The sequence below is a fragment of the Ancylobacter sp. SL191 genome, assembly GCF_026625645.1.
Classification (GTDB): Bacteria; Pseudomonadota; Alphaproteobacteria; order Rhizobiales; family Xanthobacteraceae; genus Ancylobacter.
Genome location: NZ_CP113056.1, coordinates 1784617 through 1804345, shown reverse-complemented (window position 1 = coordinate 1804345; position 19729 = coordinate 1784617). Strand labels below are relative to the sequence as shown.

The following is a 19729-nucleotide window of genomic DNA, read 5'->3' as shown; positions in this document are numbered from 1 at the left end:
TGCCACGCACCGCCACAATTCATCGAAGAGGTATTTTTACACCTCTACGGGCGAGACCGCCCGAGCCGTCCCGCGACCGACCCGCCGGTTAGCTCCCGGAATAGCGGGCGGTGAGCCGGCGTGCGGCTTCCTTCACCTGTCCGCCGAGATCGGCGATGCGCTCGGGCGGCATCCGCACCGTCGGGGCCGAGATCGAGATCGCCCCGACCGGCTCGCGCCATTCATCCAGCACCGCCGCCGCCACGCAGCGCATGCCCGGCGTATGTTCTTCATCGTCAATGGAAAAGCCGCGCTCGGCGATGATGGCGAGGTCCGACTGCAGCGCGCGCCGGCTCACATGGGTGTGTTCGGTGTAGCGCGGCAGCTGGTCGCCCCCTAACCAGGCGCGGCGCGCTTCCGGGTTCATCGCGGCCAGAATCGCCTTGCCCCCGCCCGAGGCGTGAATGGGCAGAAAACCGCCGATCCGGAAGAAGGCGCGCACCGCCGCGTGGCTCTCCACCTGCGCCACGCACACCAGATGTTCCCCGTCGATCAGGGAAAGATTCACCGTCTCGTTCACCCCGTGGGAGAGCTCGCGCAGCAGCACGCGGCCGATTTCCGGCAGCTTGCGGATGCGTAAGTAGGCCGAGCCGATACGGAAGAGCCCGACGCCGACGACCCAGTGCCCGGTCGCCGCGTCATGCCCCACCAGCCCCCGCCGCTCCAGCGTGGTGAGCAGGCGATGCACCGTGGAGGTCGGCAGCTCGGCGGCGCGGGCCACCTCGCTCAGCGACAATCCATCAGACAAAGCAAGGACTTCGAGCAGCGCAATGGCCCGGTCGAGCGACTGCACCTCGCCCCCGGCCTCGCCGGTGGGCGGCCGTCCGCGGCGGCGTGTGGTCGAGACGGCATCGGTCATCGCGGCGTGATCTCCTGGGCGCGGCTGGCGGGCGGGCGGCGGCTCACCGGCCTTATGCCACCGGCGCCGAACGGGCTCGCCCTATCATAAAGGCGCATCCGCCGCTTTTTCGCAAATCAGAAATATATCCCGTATTGCGGAAATGAGAGGGGCGTGGCATGTTTTGCGCGATTTCGGAAATTCATTCCGCACCGCGGAAAGAATCCTGCCGCTCCGCAGCATGGCCCTCGCGCCGCTCGCCTGCCCTGCGGCCGCCGAAACCGGAGATTTTGAACAGTCGAGACGGCCGGCCGGGCACCGCCGGCCCTGCGCAGAGCGGGGCGATGCCGGTTGGCTGACGACGACAGGAGGAAGTGCCATGGCCAAGATGCGTGCCGTCGATGCAGCGATCCGCATTCTCGAAAAGGAAGGCGTGACGACCGCCTTCGGTGTTCCGGGTGCCGCGATCAACCCGTTCTATTCCGCCATGCGCGCGCACGGTAAGACGCGCCACATCCTCGCCCGCCACGTCGAGGCCGCCTCGCACATGGCCGAGGGCTATACCCGCGCCAAGGCGGGCAATATCGGCGTGTGCATCGGCACCTCCGGCCCCGCCGGCACCGACATGATCACCGGCCTCTATTCGGCCTCCGCCGATTCGATCCCGATCCTGTGCATCACCGGCCAGGCGCCCCGCGCCCGCCTCTACAAGGAAGACTTTCAGGCCGTCGACATCGAGTCGATCGCCAAGCCGGTCGCCAAGTGGGCCGTCATGGTCCGCGAGCCGGCGCTGGTGCCGATGGTGTTCCAGCAGGCCTTCCACGTCATGCGTTCCGGCCGTCCCGGCCCGGTGCTGATCGACCTGCCGATCGACGTCCAGCTCGCCGAGATCGAGTTCGACGAGGACACCTATTCCCCGCTCGAGGTCTACAAGCCCAAGGCGACGCGCAAGCAGGCCGAGAAGGCCATCGCCATGCTGAACGAGGCGGAGCGCCCGCTCATCGTCTCCGGCGGCGGCATCATCAACGCCGACGCCTCGGACAAGCTGGTTGAATTCGCCGAGCTGACGGGCATTCCGGTCATCCCCACCCTGATGGGCTGGGGCACCATTCCCGACGATCACGACCTGATGGCCGGCATGTGCGGCCTGCAGACCTCGCACCGCTACGGCAATGCGAACATGCTGGCCTCGGACTTCGTGTTCGGCATCGGCAACCGCTGGGCCAACCGTCACACCGGCTCGGTCGACGTCTACACCAAGGGCCGCAAGTTCATCCATGTCGACATCGAGCCGACCCAGATCGGCCGCGTCTTCGGCCCGGATCTCGGCATCGTCTCGGATGCCGGCGCGGCGCTCGACCTCTTCCTCGAGGTCGCCAAGGAATACAAGGCGGCCGGCACGCTCAAGGACCGCTCAGCCTGGGCCGCCGAATGCCTCGGCCGCAAGAAGACCATGCTGCGCAAGACGCATTTCGACAACGTGCCGCTGAAGCCGCAGCGCGTCTATGAGGAGATGAACGAGGCGTTCGGCCGTCACACGCGCTACGTCTCGACCATCGGCCTCAGCCAGATTGCAGGCGCGCAAATGCTGCACGTCTACGAGCCGCGCAACTGGATCAATTGCGGCCAGGCCGGCCCGCTCGGCTGGACCCTCCCCGCCGCGCTCGGCGTGCGCGCGGCTGACCCGGACGCGGAAATCGTTGCGCTGTCCGGCGATTACGACTTCCAGTTCCTCATCGAGGAGCTCGCCGTCGGCGCCCAGCACAAGCTGCCCTACATCCATGTCGTCGTGAACAACTCCTATCTCGGCCTGATCCGTCAGGCCCAGCGCGGCTTCAACATGGACTTCGAGGTCTCACTGGCCTTCGACAACATCAATGCCGACGAGAATGCCGGCTATGGCGTCGACCATGTCGCGGTCGCCGAGGGCCTCGGCTGCAAGGCGGTGCGTGTCTCCTCGCCCAACGAGTTCAAGGATGCCTTCACCCGCGCCAGGGCGCTGATGCAGGAGCATCAGGTGCCGGTGGTCATGGAGTTCATCCTCGAGCGCGTGACCAACATCGCCATGGGCACCGAGATCGACGCGGTGAACGAGTTCGAGGAAGTCCTCGACCTGCCGCTCGAGAGCACCAAGGAAAACGCCTGACGCGCTGCGCCCCTCCCCCCGCAGGGCGGTGCGGAAGGGGCGCTGTCGTCGTCTGGCTTTCGCGCGGACGCGGTTTCATGCAAACGCTGCAGGCTGCGTCCATAGCTGTGTCAGCCGGTCCGCCCGGCCATCAGCCCCGTTTTCGTGATCCCTGCCCAGGAGCGGTTCATGCCCCGTTTTGCCGCCAATCTCACCATGCTGTTCAACGAGGTGCCCTTCCTCGACCGGTTCGAGAAGGCCGCCGCCGCCGGCTTCACCGGCGTCGAGTACCTCTTCCCCTATGATTTCCCGGTCGAGGAACTGGTCGCCAGGCTGAAGGCCAATGGCCTGCAGCAGGTGCTGCACAACCTGCCGGCCGGCAATTGGGGCGCCGGCGAGCGCGGCATTGCCATTCTGCCCGACCGCGTCGACGAATTCCGCGCCGGCGTCGACAAGGCGATCACCTACGCGACCGCCCTGGGCTCGCCGCAGGTCAACATCCTCGCCGGCATCGCTCCGGCGGGCGTCGAGCGGGATGTCCTGCACAAGACCTTTGTCGAAAATCTCAAGTATGCCGCGCCGAAGATCAAGGACGCCGGTCTCAAGCTGCTGATCGAGCCGATCAACACCCGCGACATTCCCGGCTTCTTCCTGAACTACACGAAGCAGGCGAAGGCGATCATCGACGAGGTCGGCTCGGACAACCTGTTCATCCAGTACGACATCTACCACATGCAGATCATGGAAGGCGATCTCGCCCGGACCATCGAGGCGAACCTGCCGCAGATCGCGCATATCCAGCTCGCCGACAATCCGGGCCGCTTCGAGCCGGGCACGGGCGAGATCAATTACGCATTCCTGTTCCGCCACCTCGACGCCATCGGCTACGCCGGCTGGGTCGGGTGCGAGTACAAGCCGAAGGGCGACACCGCCGCCGGCCTCGGCTGGATCAAGGCTCTCGCCCCGACGGCGTGAGCGGCGCGGTCAACAACATAGTCTAGGAAACGAGGACATCTGAGATGGCGAAGGTTGGATTTGTCGGTCTCGGCATCATGGGCGCGCCGATGGCGGGGCACCTGATCGATGCGGGCCATGAGCTGTATCTCTACGACATCAAGCCGGTTCCGGCGGAGCTGACCGGCAAGGGCGGCGTCGCCTGCGCGACCGGCACGGAAGTCGCCAGGCACGCCGATATCATCATCACCATGGTGCCGGACACCCCGCATGTGGCGGCCGCCTTGTTCGGCGAGAACGGCATCGCGGCGGGGCTGACGCCGGGCAAGATCGTGGTCGATATGAGCTCGATCGCGCCGGTCGAGACCAAGGAATTCGCCAAGAAGATCAACGATCTCGGCTGCGACTATCTCGATGCGCCGGTCTCCGGCGGCGAGGTCGGCGCCAAGGCCGCCTCGCTCACCATCATGGTCGGCGGCCCCGAGGGCGCCTTCGAGACGGTGAAGCCGCTGTTCGAGAAGATGGGCAAGAACATCACCCTCGTCGGCGGCAATGGCGACGGCCAGACCACCAAGGTGGCCAACCAGATCATCGTCGCGCTGAACATCCTCGCCGTGGGCGAGGCGCTGCTCTTCGCCTCGAAGGCCGGTGCCGACCCGGCCAAGGTGCGCCAGGCGCTGATGGGCGGTTTTGCCAATTCGCGCATCCTGGAAGTGCATGGCGAGCGCATGATCAAGCGCACCTTCAATCCGGGCTTCCGCATCGAGCTGCACCAGAAGGATCTGAACCTCGCGCTGAACGGCGCGCGGCAGATGCAGATGTCGCTGCCCTCGACGGCGCTGGCGCAGCAGCTGTTCAGCGCCTGCGCGGCCAATGGCGGCGCGGCGTGGGATCACTCGGCGCTGGTGAAGGCGCTCGAGCTGCTCGCCAACCACCAGGTCGCCCCCGACGCGTGAGTGGCGGGCACGTCCGATCAGACATAGCCGGAGTTCGGGGGCGCATGCGCCCCCGAACCATTTTCAAAAACAGTAAGCATTGCTGTCCCGCCAGTCGATAGATCGGCCTTACGTAGTCTTTTGCGCCATACGGAAGACAATTGTTCTGGCCTTTACACGGTGGACAAGCCGCCGCCCGGCGACGTAATCTATCGTGTGCGTCGCAAACACGCCCCGCGAAGACCGCGAAGCGGCACAACATGCGCGACGTATTATCACGCCCAACACATCGCTCTTGACTAGGGTCGAAACCTCCCTAATCATGGCATACAAAATACCAAACAAAGATGCCGTGCGCCGCGGGGGCAGCACGGTCGCAGGAGGGAGTCCAATGAAGGTCTGCATCTATGGTGCTGGCGCGATCGGTGGCTATGTCGGCGTTCAGCTGAAGCGTGCCGGCGTCGATGTCAGCCTGGTGGCGCGTGGCGCGCACCTCGAGGCCATGAAGAAGAATGGCCTGAAGCTGCTCATCGATGGCGAAGAGCGCGTGGAGCACATTCCCTGCTCCGATAACCCGGCCGAACTCGGCCCGCAGGATTACGTCATCGTCGCCCTCAAGGCGCATTCGGTGCCGGGCGTCGTCGACGCCATGCAGCCGCTGCTGGGCAACGACACCGCCGTCGTCACCGCCGTCAACGGCGTGCCGTACTGGTACTATTACAAGCATGGCGACCACCTCGAGGGTAAGACCCTCGAAAGCGTCGATCCGGGCAGCAAGCAGTGGAATGGTCTGCGCCCCGAGCGCGCCATCGGCTGCATCGTCTATCCGGCGACGGAAGTGGTCGAGCCGGGCGTCATCAAGCACGTCTATGGCGACAAGTTCCCGCTGGGCGAGCCCTCGGGCGAGATCACCGAGCGCGCGACCAAGCTCTCCGAGGCCTTCGCCGCCGGCGGCATGCGCGCCCCGGTGCTGCCGAACATTCGCGACGAGCTTTGGCTGAAGCTGTGGGGCAATCTCTGCTTCAACCCGATCAGCGCGCTGACCCACGCGACCCTCGACGTGATCGCCTCCGATCCCGGCACCCGCGCCGTCGCCAAGGCGATGATGCTGGAGGCGCAGGAGATCGCCGTGCAGTCCGGCGTGAACTTCCGCGTCGGCGTCGAGCGCCGCATTGATGGCGCGGGCGCCGTCGGCGCCCACAAGACCTCGATGCTGCAGGATCTCGAGCGCTCGCGCGCCATGGAGATCGACGCGCTGGTGACGGTGGTCCAGGAAATGGGCCGTCTCGCGGGCATCCCGACCCCGACCATCGACATCGTGCTCGCCCTGGTTCGCCAGCGCGCGCAGATCGCCGGCTGCTACAACTGAGTTTCCTGCACGATGGCACATTGGGTTCGTTACAGCCGCGCGGGCGTGACCGGTTTCGGCACGCTCGACGGCGACATCATCTCCGTTCACTCCGGCAACATGTTCAACGGGGCCCAGCCGACCGGGGAGCGCATCGCGCTCTCCGAGGTCGCGCTGCTGGCGCCGACCGAGCCGACCAAGATCCTGGCGCTGTGGAACAATTTCCACGCGCTGGCAGCCAAGCTGAATTCGCCGGTGCCGCAGGATCCGCTCTATCTGCTCAAGGCCGGTTCCAGCCTCACCACCCCCGGCGCCACGGTGACGCGGCCCGGCTCCTATGACGGCAAAATCGTCTATGAGGGCGAGCTCGGCATCATCATCGGCAAGACGGCGACCTCCGTTTCCGAGGACGAAGCCGGCGACCATATCTTCGGCTACACCTGCGTGAACGACATCACGGCGGCCGACATCATCAACAAGGACGCGACCTTCGCCCAGTGGGTGCGGGCCAAGAGCTTCGACGGTTTCGGCCCGTTCGGCCCGGTCGTGGCGACCGGTGTCGAGCCGTCCAGCCTCGTCGTGCGCACCGTGCTGAATGGCCAGGAGCGCCAGAACTACCCGATCAGCGACATGATCTTCTCGGCCCGCCAGCTGGTGAGCCGGATCTCCCACGACATGACGCTGAACCCCGGCGACCTCATCTGCTGCGGCACGTCGATCGGGGTGGGAACGATGAAAGAACCCTCCAACGCGGTAGACATCGTGATCGAGGGCATCGGGACGCTCAGCAACACTTTCGTGCAGTAGCGTCTCGGCGCATCAGCGCCTATAGGGAAATAGGATACGCCAATCGACGGGAGCGCCCGGCGCGCGCCCGGCCGCGGGGTTGTGGAGGAGCTGGACTAATGAACATCCATGAGTATCAGGCCAAGGGAGTGCTCCGCGAATACGGAGTCCCGGTGCCCAACGGAGTCGCCATTCTGAACGCGGCCGAGGCGGATGCCGCGGCGACGCAGATCCCCGGCCCGGTCTGGGTGGTGAAGAGCCAGATTCACGCGGGCGGCCGCGGCAAGGGCAAGTTCGTCGAGGCCGATGCCGGCGAGAAGGGCGGCGTGCGCGTCGTCAAGTCGGCGGCTGACGCGGCGGCCAACGCCAAGCAGATTCTCGGCAAGACCCTCGTCACCCTGCAGACCGGCGCGGCCGGCAAGCAGGTGAACCGCGTCTATATCGAGGAAGGTTCGGAGATCGAGAAGGAGTTCTACCTCTCCGCCCTCGTCGACCGCGCCACCTCGCGCGTTGCCTTCGTCGTCTCGACCGAAGGCGGCATGGACATTGAGGAAGTCGCGCACTCGACTCCCGAGAAGATCCACACCTTCTCCATCGACCCCGCCACCGGCGTGATGCCCCATCACGGCCGCACCGTGGCGCAGGCGCTTGGCCTCACCGGCGACCTCGCCAAGCAGGCCGGCGATGTTGTCGCCAAGCTCTACGCCGCCTTTGTCGGCAAGGACATGGCGATGCTCGAGATCAACCCGCTCGTCGTCACCAAGGACGGCAAGCTGAAGTGCCTCGACGCCAAGATCTCCTTCGATTCGAACTCGCTCTACCGCCACCCCGACGTGATGGCGCTGCGTGACGAGACCGAGGAAGACGCCAAGGAAATCGAAGCCTCGAAGTACGACCTCGCCTATATCGCGCTCGACGGCACGATCGGCTGCATGGTCAACGGCGCGGGCCTGGCCATGGCAACGCTCGACATCATCCAGCTCTATGGCGAGAGCCCGGCCAACTTCCTCGACGTCGGCGGTGGCGCCACGGAAGAGAAGGTGACGGCGGCGTTCAAGATCATCACCGCCGACCCGAAGGTGAAGGGCATCCTCGTCAACATCTTCGGCGGCATCATGAAGTGCGACGTCATCGCGCGCGGCGTGATCGCGGCGGTCAAGGCGGTCGGCCTGTCCGTGCCGCTGGTGGTGCGCCTCGAAGGCACCAATGTCGAGGAAGGCAAGCAGATCATCCGCGACAGCGGGCTGAACGTCATCCCGGCGGACGATCTCGACGACGCCGCCCAGAAGATCGTCAAGGCTGTGCAGGGAGCCGCCTGATGTCCATTCTCATCAACAAAGACACCAAGCTGATCACCCAGGGCTTCACCGGCAAGAATGGCACGTTCCATTCCGAGCAGGCGCTGGCCTATGGCACCAAGGTCGTCGGCGGCACCTCGCCGGGCAAGGGTGGCTCCACCCATCTCGGCCTGCCGGTGTTCGACACCGTCGCCGAAGCGCGTGAGAAGACCGGCGCCGATGCCTCGGTCATCTACGTCCCGCCGCCGGGCGCGGCCGATGCGATCTGCGAGGCCATCGCGGCCGAGATCCCGCTCATCGTCTGCATCACCGAGGGCATTCCGGTGCTCGACATGGTGAAGGTGCGCCGCGCGCTGGACGGTTCCAAGTCCCGCCTCGTCGGCCCGAACTGCCCCGGCATCGTCACCGCCGGCGAGTCGAAGATCGGCATCATGCCGGCCAACATCTTCAAGAAGGGCAATGTCGGCGTCGTCTCGCGCTCCGGCACGCTGACCTATGAGGCGGTGTTCCAGACCTCGCAGGAAGGCCTCGGTCAGACCACGGCGGTCGGCATTGGTGGCGATCCGGTGAAGGGCACCGAGTTCATCGACATGCTTGAGATGTTCCTGGCGGATGACGCGACCGAGTCGATCATCATGATCGGCGAGATCGGCGGTTCGGCCGAGGAAGAAGCGGCGCAGTTCCTCAAGGACGAAGCCAAGCGTGGCCGCAAGAAGCCGATGGTTGGCTTCATTGCCGGCCGCACCGCTCCTCCCGGCCGCCGCATGGGCCATGCCGGCGCGATCATCTCCGGCGGCAAGGGCGGCGCCGAGGACAAGATCGCGGCGATGGAAGAGGCCGGGATCGTGGTCTCCCCCTCCCCGGCGCGCCTCGGCAAGACGCTGGTCGATGTGCTGAACAAGCGCGTCGCTGCCTGACGCAGCGCAACATAAGCTGACGGAAAACCCCGCGTCGGATGCCCGGCGCGGGGTTTTTCATGCCGACAGGGCCCGAAGTGTCCGGGTCGTTCGCTGCCATTAGGCGCGTGGCGCCGCCCGCCTCAGACCGGGAAGCACTCGGGTGCCAACACCGCAACGTCTTCGCTATCAAGGGTTTGGACGAGCATGATGGTCATCCAGGCATGACATGCGATGAGCAGCGGCAGCACGGGAAACACGGACTCAAACATGCGCGGCTCCGTTCCTCGATCCTATTGCAGCGCAACGTAATCGAAGTCGCCGTTTCGTGGTATACCTAATACCACGGAGCCGCTTTGCACTGAACGCATGGCAAGAGCCCACATTGGCGGGGTATAGCCCCACCGATGCGCATAACGTCAGACGAGATGAGAAGGGCGACGCGCCTCAGTTGGCCGTCGCGGCGGGGACCGGCAGGCCCCACTTCGAGAAGGCCTCGCGGAACGCCTGATCGCCCGGCACGCCCTTTTCCAGCACCAGAATCGCCCGCCGGCCATTCTCGAACACCACCGGCAGATCGAGGAAGTTGCGGGTGATGAGCAGGCCAAGATTGCGCTGGCGGTCGGCCTCGATAGCCGAGAGGCCGATGAGGAAGAAGCCCGGCGCGACGCGAACCGGCAGGCCGATCAGCGGCACGCCCTGCGCGCCCTCCGACGCCTTGGCGCGCATGCCCGGCACGGTGCCGGCATTGCCGAGATCGAAATTCGGCGGCAACTCGAACTGCACCTCGATGATGTGCGAGGCGGGAATGCCCGGATCCTGATTGCGGCGCAGCCGCAGCGTCACCTTCACATTACGATCGGGAACGGTGACCACGGCGCGGATACCGATATCCGGCCCCGTACCGTTCTGGCCCTGGAAGGTCTCGGTGCTCCAGACGACATTGCCGACATATTGCTGCAGGCTCTGCTCGCCGCCGCCGGCACTTTCCTCGAACATTACGGCGCGCTGGGCAACGCCCACACCCGCCCCTTGCGGAGCGGCGATGGGCGCCGCCGCCGGGGCGGTGCGCGTGCTGTCCGAGGCCGCTTGGGCAATGCGATCGTTGGACTTGGTGACCTCGGGGCCGGACGGCGCCGCCGTGTCGGTATCCGCCACCGGCGCAGGCGCCGAGGCGCCGCCACCCTTGATCAGGGCGAGGATGGCATCGCGCTGCGTGAAGCCGACCACGCCCGCGCCAACCAGCAGAAGGGCGGCCACGGCAAGGGCGATGAGGTGGCCACGCCCGCCCTTGGCGGGCGTGTCGTCCTCGACAGCAGCATGGCGCTCGCCGGTGAGACGGGCATTGAAGCCGTCGCCGCCGTCCTCATCGGGCCGAAGACCGGAGAAATCCTGCGTCGCCGACAGGGCTGGATCGTCGGCCCAGGAATCGCGCCCTGCCCGGCCAGCAGCAAGCGCGGTCAGTTCGTCATCATCGCTTTCCGGAGCTGGCGCTGCCGGGCGACGGGGTGCCGAGAAAGCGTCGCGCGCGGCCTGCGGCACACGGGGCGCCGCGGGCGGCGCCGGTTCAGCCGGCACCGGTGCAGGCGCAGCAATGGGAGCGGCGACCGGCACCGGCGACACAACGGCCTCCGCCACCGGCTCATCCGCACCGGCATAATCCTGCTCCAGACGCCGGATGGCCTCTTCGAGCGAGAGTTGCTCCCGCTCGATATCCTGATCGCGCAGCGGCGGATCGGCATTGCGCAGCTGCGCCAGCAGCGCCCGTCGCGCCCGGTCATAGACAGTCCGGCGACCCGCCTCGGAACGATCCGGGAGGCCACCAATGGCACGCGCGAGGAGCGGATAGTAATCGGCCATTACGCTACGATGTCACTTCGCGTTCACGACTCGAAGGGATTCTGCACCAGGATCGTATCATCCCGCTGCGGGCTGGTAGACAGCAACGCGACGGGGCAGCCGATCAGTTCCTCGATACGGCGCACATATTTCACCGCCTCGGCCGGAAGATCGGCCCAGGAGCGGGCGCCGGCGGTGGAGCCGCTCCAGCCCTCAATGGTCTCGTAGACCGGCTCGAGATTGGCCTGCGCGTCCTGCCCGGCCGGGAGATAATCGATCTCCTGCCCATTGAGGCGGTAGCGCACGCACACCTTCAGCTCCTCGAAACCGTCGAGCACGTCGAGCTTGGTCAGGGCGATGCCGGTGATGCCGGAGGTGCGCACGGTCTGGCGCACGATCGCCGCGTCGAACCAGCCGCAACGGCGGGGACGCCCGGTGACGGTGCCGAATTCGCGCCCGCGCTCGCCGATCCTGCGGCCGATCTCGTCATGCAACTCCGACGGGAACGGGCCTTCGCCGACACGGGTGGTGTAGGCCTTGGTGATGCCCAGCACATAGCCGATGGCGTTCGGACCGAGGCCGGAGCCGGTCGCTGCCTGCGCCGCCACGGTGTTGGACGAGGTCACGAACGGATAGGTGCCGTGGTCGACGTCGAGCAGCGCGCCCTGCGCGCCCTCGAACAGGATTTTCGAGCCATGGCGGCGCTCATCGTCGAGCAGCGACCAGACGCGATCCATATAGGGCAGAACCTTCGGGGCGATCTCGATCAGCTCGGCGCGCAGCTTGTCGGCGTCGACTTCCTCGATGCCGAGACCGCGACGCAGCGGATTGTGATGCGCCAGCAGGCGCTCGATCTTGGCATCGAGCGTCGCCTCATAGGCGAGGTCCATCAGGCGGATCGCCCGGCGGCCCACCTTGTCCTCGTAAGCCGGGCCAATGCCGCGCTTGGTGGTACCGATCTTGGTGCCCGAGGCGGCGGCGTTCTCGCGGATGGCGTCGAGTTCGCGGTGCAGCGGCAGGATGAGGGCGACATTCTCGGCAACGCGCAGGCGCTCGGGCGTGACCGTCACGCCCTGGCCGGTGATGCGGCCGATCTCGTCCACCAGCGCCCAGGGGTCGAGCACCACGCCATTGCCGATCACCGACAGGCGCGCGCCGCGCACCAGCCCGGAGGGCAGCAGGGAGAGCTTATAGGTGTTGTTGCCGACGACCAGCGTATGGCCCGCATTGTGACCGCCCTGGAAGCGGACGACGACGTCGGCCTGCTCACTGAGCCAATCGACGATCTTACCCTTACCCTCGTCGCCCCATTGGGATCCGACGACGACCACATTCGCCACGAGCCGCGCTCCTGATTGCGAGGTGCGAGCCGGCAAAAGCGCCAATGCCCGCACAGACAAAACCCCGGCGAAGCGGTCCGTCCGGGGCTGCCCCGTCTTAAGGGATGAGGCCGGGGGAGGCAAGGAGATGTCCGCCCCGCCCCCGGCACAAACGCCGCATCCCCCCGCTACGGCGCGCGCGACAGCCCATTATTGCATCAACGCAAGCGCAACCCCTTGCAAATCCCCCGCCCCGGGCCGAGCAATACCCACACCATCCATATCGCCGAGCCCCCCATGACCCCCACCCCGACGACCGCTGCGCCTCAGGCGCTCCCCTCCGAGCTGGTCTTGGGCGCGGTGCGCCTGCGTGTACGCGACGCGGCTCGCTCGGTCGCATTCTACACCCGCACGGTGGGCCTGAGCGTTCTCGGTGAGGCGAATGGCCTGGTCCAGCTCGGCGCGGGCGGACAAACGCTGATCGAGCTCGAGGTGGCGCCCGATGCCCCAGTCCGGCCCCGCGGCACCACCGGCCTGTTCCATGTCGCCATCCTCGTGCCGGACCGGCCGGCGCTCGCGGTGGTTCTGCGACGGCTGATCGCCCAGCAGATCCCGATCGGCGCCTCCGATCATCTCGTCAGCGAAGCGCTCTATCTCGACGATCCCGACGGCAACGGCATCGAGATCTACCGCGATCGCCAGCCGAGTGAATGGCGCTGGCAGGGCAAGACCATCGAGATGGCGACGCAGCCGCTGGACATGCGCGCCGTGCTCGCCGAGCTGCCCGGCACTGCCACGCTGGAGACCCCGATGCCGGCCGGCACCATCATCGGCCACGTCCACCTTCAGGTCGGCGCCCTCGAAGCCGCTCATCGCTTCTATGTGGACACGCTCGGCTTCGACCTGACGACCGACCGCTATCCCGGCGCGCTCTTCGTCAGCGCCGGTGGCTATCATCACCATCTCGGCCTCAACATCTGGCACAGCCGAGGCGGCAGTGCCGCACCCGCCGGCAGCACGGGCCTTGTTCACTACGAGATCGTTCTGCCGAACGTCGATGCAGTCAACGCGGTCGCCGACCGGCTCGCCCGCGCCGGGGTAGAAGTGCAGCGGAGCGCAGAGGCCTTTAGCGTCGCCGACCCCTGGGGCACCGTGGCGCGCGTCAAGGCTGCCTAGTTCTGCAAGACTCCAGCGCGCCTTCCCGCCGGGCATCAGCGAAATTCATCAGACCTGACGGTTCATCAACGGCGAAAATGCTCTAGAGAGTCCAGCAGTCCCTCGGTTGTGGCGTGCCATGTTCCGTCGCCTGCTCGACGCCCCCTATCTGCTCCTCTCGCTCGTCTCGCTGTTCTGGGCTGGCAACATCGTGCTTGGTCGCCATGCCGCCGGGCATGTGCCGCCAGTGACGCTGGCCTGGCTGCGCTGGGTGCTCGCCTTCCTGATCCTGCTGCCCTTCGCCTGGCGGGCGATCCGCAGCGATTGGCCGGTGGCGCTCAGGCACTGGAAGGTGCTGGCGGTGCTCGCCTTCACCGGCATCACGCTGTTCAACACCATGGCCTATCACGCCGTGCAGTTCACGCCGGCGCTGAACGCCCTGCTGATCCAGTCCATCGGGCCGCTGCTGATCGCCTTCTGGTCCTTCGTGCTGAATGGCGACCGGCTGTCAGCCGGACAGGCCGGTGGCATCGCGCTGTCCCTCATGGGTGTGCTCACCATCATCTCCCGGGGCGACCCGGATGTGCTCATGCGCATCGAGTTCAACCGGGGTGATTTGTGGATGATCGCCGCCATGGTGGTCTATGGCATCTACTCGTCGATGCTGGCGCGCCGGCCGGCCATGTCGCAGCTCGGCTTTCTCGGCTTCACCCTTGGACCCGGCGCCCTCATGCTCACCCCGCTTTTCATCGCCGAGCGGGCCGTCGGTGCGCCGATCATCTTCGATCTGCGCTCTTTGGCGGTGATCGCCTATGTGGCGATCTTCCCCTCGGTGCTGGCCTATCTGTTCTTCAACCGCGGGGTCCAACTCGTGGGGCCGAACAGGGCGGCGCCGTTCTTCCACCTGATGCCGGTGTTCGGATCGGCGCTCGCGATCCTGTTCCTGGGGGAGACGCCACACCTCTACCACGCGGCCGGCTATGCGCTCGTGCTCTCCGGCGTGTTCATCGCGACGATCTTCGCCCCGCGCAGCCCGTTGCCGACGCAGGCCTAGCCGAGCTCGAAGCTCGTGACACCATAGAGCCGATCCAGCGCCACCTCGCGGATGGGCCCGGTATACATGCGCGCCGTCTCGAAGACCGGCTGCAATCCGTGTCGGTGGGCAAGAGCGAGCGCTGTGGCATTCGGCTCCGGCACGTCGAGGATGATGTCCGCCGGCCCCACAGCGGAAGCGAGCGCGCCGAACAGCGTCTCGGCGCTCGCCGCATCCTCGGCGACCAGAGGACCGATCTTGAAGCCCTGCCGCGCCGGCCGGATCACGCCCCAGCCGGCCAGACGTCCGTCGCGCAGCACGGCGCGCCCGACATGGCCGGGCGTCCCGAGCCAGGATTGCAGAAATGCAGGACGGGGCGCCGGAAACACCGCCGCATCGCTCCCCTCGACGCTGGCAAAAGGCACCCGCGCGAGATCAACAGCCCCCTCCTCGCCGCCGCCCACCACCCGCCCGGCAAAACGGATGTTGCGATAGGCGAAACGAAACCCCTGCGACGCGTAATTCTCCTGCTGCGCCATCACGCCATCAAGGCCAATGGTCCGCTCTCCGGCATGGGCACGACCCGCCTGCCACAGGGTCCAGCCAATGCCCTGCCCGCGCAGGTCGGGCCGCACAATGTAGAAGCCGAGGAAGGCGAAGCGCGCGTCGTAATTGACCACGGAGATGACGGCGGCCGGCGCGCCTTCCTGCTCCGCCACCAGGAACCCATCCGGATCGACCGAGCCGAAGCAGGCAGCATCAGCGAGGCCGGGATTCCAGCCCTCCGCCGCCGCCCAGTCGACCGCCAGCTGGATTTCTCCGGGTTGCAGGCAGCGAATATGAAGGGTGCCGGTCATAGTGCCCACGGCTGATTCGGAGAGACATACCCATCATGCTCAGCGAACTCGTCCTTGGCATAGCCATGAACATCGCTGTGATGCTCGTGCATCTCGGCGCGACCTTTCTGCTCATCGCGGTCGTTCGCCCCTTCGAGAGCCGGCTGTGGGGTAATCCCCGTCTGCGACTGACGCTGGCGCTCCTAACAACCAACGTCATCCTGCTAACGGCGCACCTTCTCGAAGTTGGGATGTGGGGTAGCCTCTATGCCGCTCTTGGCCTCGTAGCCGACCCGTCCGATGCCTATTACTCCGCCTTCGTGAACTACACGACGCTCGGCTATGGCGACGTGCTGCAGGGCACTCGCACGCGTCTGCTCGGCCCCATGGCCGCGGGCAGCGGCATCCTCATGTTCGGCTGGTCGACCGCCTTGCTGATCTACGTCCTTCAGGGGCACCTCCCCCACCTGACCGGCCAGGGGCGACCGAGGGGCTAATCTTCATCAATCCTGTGTGCAGGTGGCGATCGGGGGCGCATCCTCGCCCTTGGTGAGATCATAGAGGCTGCCCGAATTGCCCTTGGTCCACCAGATGAATCGGTCACCGGCATAGCGCGCACCGGAGCCCGCCAGCACATTGGCCATGACCACGAACTCGTCCTTGAAGGCCACCGTCGCCAGCGAGGTCGGCGGGGCATTGATATAGGTCGCCGTCAGCACCTTCAGCGTGTCGCAGGTGTAGGTGACCTTGGTGGTGATGACCGAACTGCCCTTGGGGATCGGGATCACGATGCGGTCGGCCGCCTGCGCGGTGCCGATGCCCAACAGCAGGCCGGCGAGGACGGCGTTCAAACGGCGCATGGCGCTACTCCGGCGGATGGTTGTCGGGCCTATGGTGCTCATGCCAGTGGCGGGCAATGTCGATCCGGCGTGGCACCCAGACCCGCTCATGCCGGGCAATATGGTCGAGAAAGCGCTGCAAGGCGAGGATGCGTCCGGGCCGCCCGACCAGCCGGCAATGGAGGCCGACACTAAGCATCTTCGGTGCCTCAGCCCCTTCGGCGTAGAGCGCGTCGAAGCTGTCCCGGAGATAGGCGAAGAACGGGTCGCCATGGCTGAAACCGGCGGGGATAGCGAAGCGCATGTCGTTGGTGTCGAGTGTGTAGGGGATGCTCAGATGCGGCCCCTTCGGCCCCTCGACCCAGAACGGCAGGTCGTCGGAATAGATGTCGGAATCATAGAGGAAGCCGCCCTCCTCCATCACAATCCGGCGTGAATGCTCCGATGTGCGGCCCGTGTACCAGCCAAGCGGGCGCTCCCCAACCACGCGGGTGTGCAGCTCCATCGCCGCGTCGAAATCAGCCTTCTCGGCTTCATAGCTGTGGTCGCGGTAGTCGATCCATTTCAGCCCATGGCTGGCGATCTCCCAGTCCGCCTCCTTCATCGCCGCTACCGCGTCGGGGTTGCGGGCCAGCGCCGTGGCCACGCCATAGACGGTGACGGGAAGGTTGCGCGCGGTGAACAGCCGCCACAGCCGCCAGAAGCCGGCGCGTGCGCCATACTCGTAGATCGACTCCATGTTCATGTGGCGCTTGCCCGGCCAGGGCTGCGCGCCGACGATCTCCGACAGGAAGGCCTCGGACGCGGCATCGCCATGCAGGATGCAGTTCTCGCCGCCCTCCTCGTAATTGATGACGAACTGGACGGCGATGCGCGCGCCGCCCGGCCATTTCGGGTCCGGCGGGTTGCGGCCATAGCCGATGAGGTCGCGGGGATAGGCGGAATCGATGTTGAACATGGCGAACGACTCGGCTGCGGCGACGGCCCGGAGATGCCTCACGCTACCGCCTCGCACCGCCCGGCGAAACTCCAAGACGGGGGGGCTTGTGCACCGCCGCTTCGCAGATGCGGCAGAATTCGCATGACAGGGTCTCGACAAGCCGGCACCCGCCGGTCTTGATGGGCGCAAACAGCCTGAAGGTGTCCGATGTCGCTTCCTGATCCCAGCTTCCTCCTCGCCCGCGCCCCTGTCGTGCCCGTCGTGACGGTGCCGAGCGTTGCCGCCGGCGTGAAGCTCGCCCGCGCGCTCGTCGAGGGCGGCCTGCCGCTCATCGAGGTAACGCTGCGCACGCCCGTGGCGCTGGAAGCCATCGCCGCGATTGCCGCCGAGGTGCCGGACGCGATCGTCGGCGCCGGCACGGTGACCCGGCCCGATCTCGTGCAGAAGTCGATCGATGCGGGCGCGCGCTTCCTCGTCAGCCCCGGCTGCCCGCCCGCGCTCGCCGAGGCGCTGGCCGAAGCTCCCGTGCCGGTCATGCCCGGCTGCGCCACGGCCACCGAGGCGATGGCGCTGCACGCCATGGGTTTCCCGGTGCTGAAGCTGTTCCCGGCCGAATCGGTCGGCGGCGCCAATCTCATCAAGTCGCTGGCCGGCCCGCTGCCGGACCTGCGCTTCTGCCCCACCGGCGGCATCGGCCCGGACAATGTCGGCAAGTATCTGTCGCAGCCGAACATTCTCGCGGTCGGCGGCTCCTGGGTCTGCCCGAATGAGGCGGTGAATCTGGGCGATTGGGAGCAGATCGTCGCGCTCTCGAAGGCCGCCGCCAAGCTGCACCGCGCCGCTTTCCCGGGCTGATATCTCCACAAAAAAGAGAGCCCGCCGGGACAGCGTCCCGGCGGGCTTTTTCATGGGTCTAGCCGTCAGAAGTGCAGCGGGCGGGCCTGCTTCACGGACGGAAGCTGCTGCACCTTGGCGAGCAGCTCCGCCGGGACCGGCCCATCGACCTCGACCAGCGCGATGGCATCGCCGCCCTGATGGTCGCGACCAAGGGCGAAAGTGGCGATGTTGATGCCGGCATCACCCAAAAGGCTGGCGAAACGGCCGACAAAGCCCGGCTTGTCCTCATTGGTCACATAGAGCATCGACGGCGCGAATTCGGCGTCCACCTTGATGCCCTTGATGTCGATGATGCGCGGGCGACCATCGGCAAACACAGTGCCGGCAATCGAACGCTCCATCTCGTCGGTCACCACGGTGAGCGTGACGAGGCTCTCATAGTCCCCGGCGACGTCGCGCGTGGTCTCCTCGATGACGATGCCGCGCTCCTTGGCGACGCTCGGGGCGGAGACGACGTTGATATCGGCAAGCGCCGGGCGCAGCAGGCCGGCCACGGCGGCCGAAGTCAGCGCCTTGATCTTGAGGCCCGCCACCGCGCCATCATAGGTGATGCGGATGGTCTTAATGTCGGTCTCGGTGAGCTGGCCGGCGAAGGAGCCGAGCTTCTCGGCGAGTTCGATGAAGGGCTTGAGCTTGGGCGCTTCCTCGGCGGTGATCGAGGGGAAGTTCACCGCGTTGGAGATGGCGCCGCGCAGCAGATAATCGCTCATCTGCTCGGCAACCTGCAGGGCCACATTCTCCTGCGCTTCGGAGGTCGAGGCGCCGAGATGCGGGGTGCAGATGACATTCGGCAGACCGAACAGCGGATTCTCGGTCGCCGGCTCGGTGATGAACACGTCGAAGGCCGCGCCGGCGACATGGCCGGACTTCAGCGCCTCTGCCAGCGCCGCCTCGTCGACAAGTCCACCGCGGGCGCAGTTGACGATCCGCACGCCCTTCTTGGTCTTGGCGATCGCCTCGGCGGAGAGGACGTTCTTGGTCTTCTCGGTCAGTGGCGTGTGCAGGGTGATGACGTCGGCGCGGGCGAGGAGATCGTCGAGCTCCACCTTCTCCACGCCGATGTCGAGCGCGCGCTCGGGCGAGAGGAAGGGGTCATAGGCGACGACTTTCATCTTCAGGCCGAGGGCGCGGTCGGCAACGATGGAACCGATATTGCCGCAGCCAATGATGCCAAGCGTCTTGGCAGTGAGTTCGACGCCCATGAAGCGGTTCTTTTCCCACTTGCCGGCCTGGGTCGAGGCGTCGGCGGCGGGAATCTCGCGAGCCAGCGCGAACATCATGGCAATGGCGTGCTCGGCCGTGGTGATCGAGTTGCCGAACGGCGTGTTCATCACGATCACGCCCTTGGCCGTGGCAGCCGGGATGTCGACATTGTCGACGCCGATGCCGGCGCGGCCGACGACCTTCAGTTTCTTGGCATTGGCCAGGATCTTCGGGGTCACCTTGCTGGCGGAACGGATCGCGAGGCCGTCATAGTCGCCGATGATCTCGGCGAGCTTGTCCTTGTCCTTGCCGAGGTTCGGCTGGAAATCGACCTCGATGCCGCGATCCTTGAAGATCTGCACGGCGGCCGGGGAGAGGGCGTCGGAAATAAGAACGCGGGGAGCCATGGTTGGGGTCCATCCGATGGAATGAGGTCGCCCGCCACGCGG

General features: G+C 66.3%; 19 protein-coding genes. 11 read left to right on the top strand and 8 right to left on the bottom strand.

Annotation, left to right across the window (positions count from 1 at the left end; all coding sequences use genetic code 11):
- Positions 1–88: 88 nt before the first annotated feature.
- Entirely contained in the window at positions 89–898 is an 810-nt protein-coding gene (locus tag OU996_RS08155; RefSeq protein ID WP_267585104.1) for an IclR family transcriptional regulator, read from the bottom strand.
- Between the two features lie 358 nt (positions 899–1256).
- Here OU996_RS08155 and gcl point away from each other — a divergent pair, with 358 nt between their 5' ends.
- The 7 genes from gcl to sucD all read left to right on the top strand — a co-directional run bounded on the left by gcl (position 1257) and on the right by sucD (position 9240).
- Positions 1257–3023 (top strand): glyoxylate carboligase, encoded by a 1767-nt coding sequence (gene gcl, locus OU996_RS08150; RefSeq protein ID WP_267585103.1) that lies wholly within the window; start codon positions 1257–1259, stop codon positions 3021–3023.
- A 168-nt stretch (positions 3024–3191) separates the two neighbouring features.
- A complete protein-coding gene (hyi, locus tag OU996_RS08145; protein ID WP_267585102.1) occupies positions 3192–3977 on the top strand; it encodes a hydroxypyruvate isomerase in 786 nt (261 codons plus the stop codon).
- Between the two features lie 44 nt (positions 3978–4021).
- Positions 4022–4912: a 2-hydroxy-3-oxopropionate reductase gene (gene glxR / locus OU996_RS08140; protein ID WP_267582750.1), complete on the top strand. Its 891-nt coding sequence runs from the start codon at positions 4022–4024 to the stop codon at positions 4910–4912.
- Positions 4913–5282: 370 nt separating this feature from the next.
- Positions 5283–6260 carry a 2-dehydropantoate 2-reductase gene (locus OU996_RS08135; RefSeq protein ID WP_267585101.1) on the top strand — a complete coding sequence of 326 codons (978 nt, stop codon included), beginning with the start codon at positions 5283–5285 and terminating at the stop codon, positions 6258–6260.
- 12 nt (positions 6261–6272) lie between these two features.
- Positions 6273–7046, top strand: a complete 774-nt coding sequence (locus OU996_RS08130) for a fumarylacetoacetate hydrolase family protein (protein ID WP_267585100.1) — start codon at positions 6273–6275, stop codon at positions 7044–7046.
- 98 nt (positions 7047–7144) lie between these two features.
- The gene (gene sucC / locus OU996_RS08125; RefSeq protein WP_267585099.1) at positions 7145–8344 is read left to right on the top strand and encodes an ADP-forming succinate--CoA ligase subunit beta; all 1200 of its coding nucleotides are present in this window, start codon (positions 7145–7147) and stop codon (positions 8342–8344) included.
- The gene (sucD, locus tag OU996_RS08120) at positions 8344–9240 is read left to right on the top strand and encodes a succinate--CoA ligase subunit alpha (protein WP_267585098.1); all 897 of its coding nucleotides are present in this window, start codon (positions 8344–8346) and stop codon (positions 9238–9240) included. Before sucC ends, sucD begins: the two co-directional genes overlap by 1 nt.
- A 122-nt stretch (positions 9241–9362) precedes the next feature.
- On the opposite strand, the gene OU996_RS08115 is transcribed toward sucD, so the two are convergent.
- The 3 genes from OU996_RS08115 to OU996_RS08105 all read right to left on the bottom strand — a co-directional run bounded on the left by OU996_RS08115 (position 9363) and on the right by OU996_RS08105 (position 12398).
- Positions 9363–9491, bottom strand: coding sequence for a hypothetical protein (locus OU996_RS08115; protein ID WP_267585097.1), 129 nt, complete (start codon positions 9489–9491; stop codon positions 9363–9365).
- Between the two features lie 175 nt (positions 9492–9666).
- The gene (locus OU996_RS08110; protein WP_267585096.1) at positions 9667–11079 is read right to left on the bottom strand and encodes a hypothetical protein; all 1413 of its coding nucleotides are present in this window, start codon (positions 11077–11079) and stop codon (positions 9667–9669) included.
- A 23-nt stretch (positions 11080–11102) separates the two neighbouring features.
- Positions 11103–12398, bottom strand: coding sequence for an adenylosuccinate synthase (locus OU996_RS08105; protein ID WP_267585095.1), 1296 nt, complete (start codon positions 12396–12398; stop codon positions 11103–11105).
- A 276-nt stretch (positions 12399–12674) separates the two neighbouring features.
- Here OU996_RS08105 and OU996_RS08100 point away from each other — a divergent pair, with 276 nt between their 5' ends.
- Together OU996_RS08100 and OU996_RS08095 are read left to right on the top strand one after the other, a co-directional pair.
- Positions 12675–13553 (top strand): VOC family protein, encoded by an 879-nt coding sequence (locus tag OU996_RS08100; RefSeq protein WP_267585094.1) that lies wholly within the window; start codon positions 12675–12677, stop codon positions 13551–13553.
- Between the two features lie 118 nt (positions 13554–13671).
- Positions 13672–14586 (top strand): DMT family transporter, encoded by a 915-nt coding sequence (locus OU996_RS08095; RefSeq protein WP_267585093.1) that lies wholly within the window; start codon positions 13672–13674, stop codon positions 14584–14586.
- Here the strand turns inward: OU996_RS08095 and OU996_RS08090 are convergent.
- Positions 14583–15422 carry a GNAT family N-acetyltransferase gene (locus OU996_RS08090; RefSeq protein WP_267585092.1) on the bottom strand — a complete coding sequence of 280 codons (840 nt, stop codon included), beginning with the start codon at positions 15420–15422 and terminating at the stop codon, positions 14583–14585. The two genes, OU996_RS08095 and OU996_RS08090, sit on opposite strands and share 4 nt — an antisense overlap.
- A 35-nt stretch (positions 15423–15457) precedes the next feature.
- Between OU996_RS08090 and OU996_RS08085 the strand changes: the two genes are divergently transcribed.
- The gene (locus OU996_RS08085; RefSeq protein WP_267585091.1) at positions 15458–15898 is read left to right on the top strand and encodes an ion channel; all 441 of its coding nucleotides are present in this window, start codon (positions 15458–15460) and stop codon (positions 15896–15898) included.
- A gap of 6 nt (positions 15899–15904) precedes the next feature.
- On the opposite strand, the gene OU996_RS08080 is transcribed toward OU996_RS08085, so the two are convergent.
- On the bottom strand, positions 15905–16261 hold the full coding sequence (locus OU996_RS08080; RefSeq protein WP_267585090.1) for an MliC family protein: 357 nt from the start codon (positions 16259–16261) through the stop codon (positions 15905–15907).
- Positions 16262–16265: 4 nt separating this feature from the next.
- Positions 16266–17198 carry an allantoinase PuuE gene (gene puuE / locus OU996_RS08075; protein ID WP_267585089.1) on the bottom strand — a complete coding sequence of 311 codons (933 nt, stop codon included), beginning with the start codon at positions 17196–17198 and terminating at the stop codon, positions 16266–16268.
- 189 nt (positions 17199–17387) lie between these two features.
- Here puuE and eda point away from each other — a divergent pair, with 189 nt between their 5' ends.
- On the top strand, positions 17388–18035 hold the full coding sequence (eda, locus tag OU996_RS08070; protein ID WP_267585088.1) for a bifunctional 4-hydroxy-2-oxoglutarate aldolase/2-dehydro-3-deoxy-phosphogluconate aldolase: 648 nt from the start codon (positions 17388–17390) through the stop codon (positions 18033–18035).
- Positions 18036–18100: 65 nt separating this feature from the next.
- Here eda and serA read toward each other — a convergent pair whose 3' ends face one another.
- Positions 18101–19687: a phosphoglycerate dehydrogenase gene (gene serA, locus OU996_RS08065; RefSeq protein WP_267585087.1), complete on the bottom strand. Its 1587-nt coding sequence runs from the start codon at positions 19685–19687 to the stop codon at positions 18101–18103.
- Between the last annotated feature and the right edge of the window lie 42 nt (positions 19688–19729).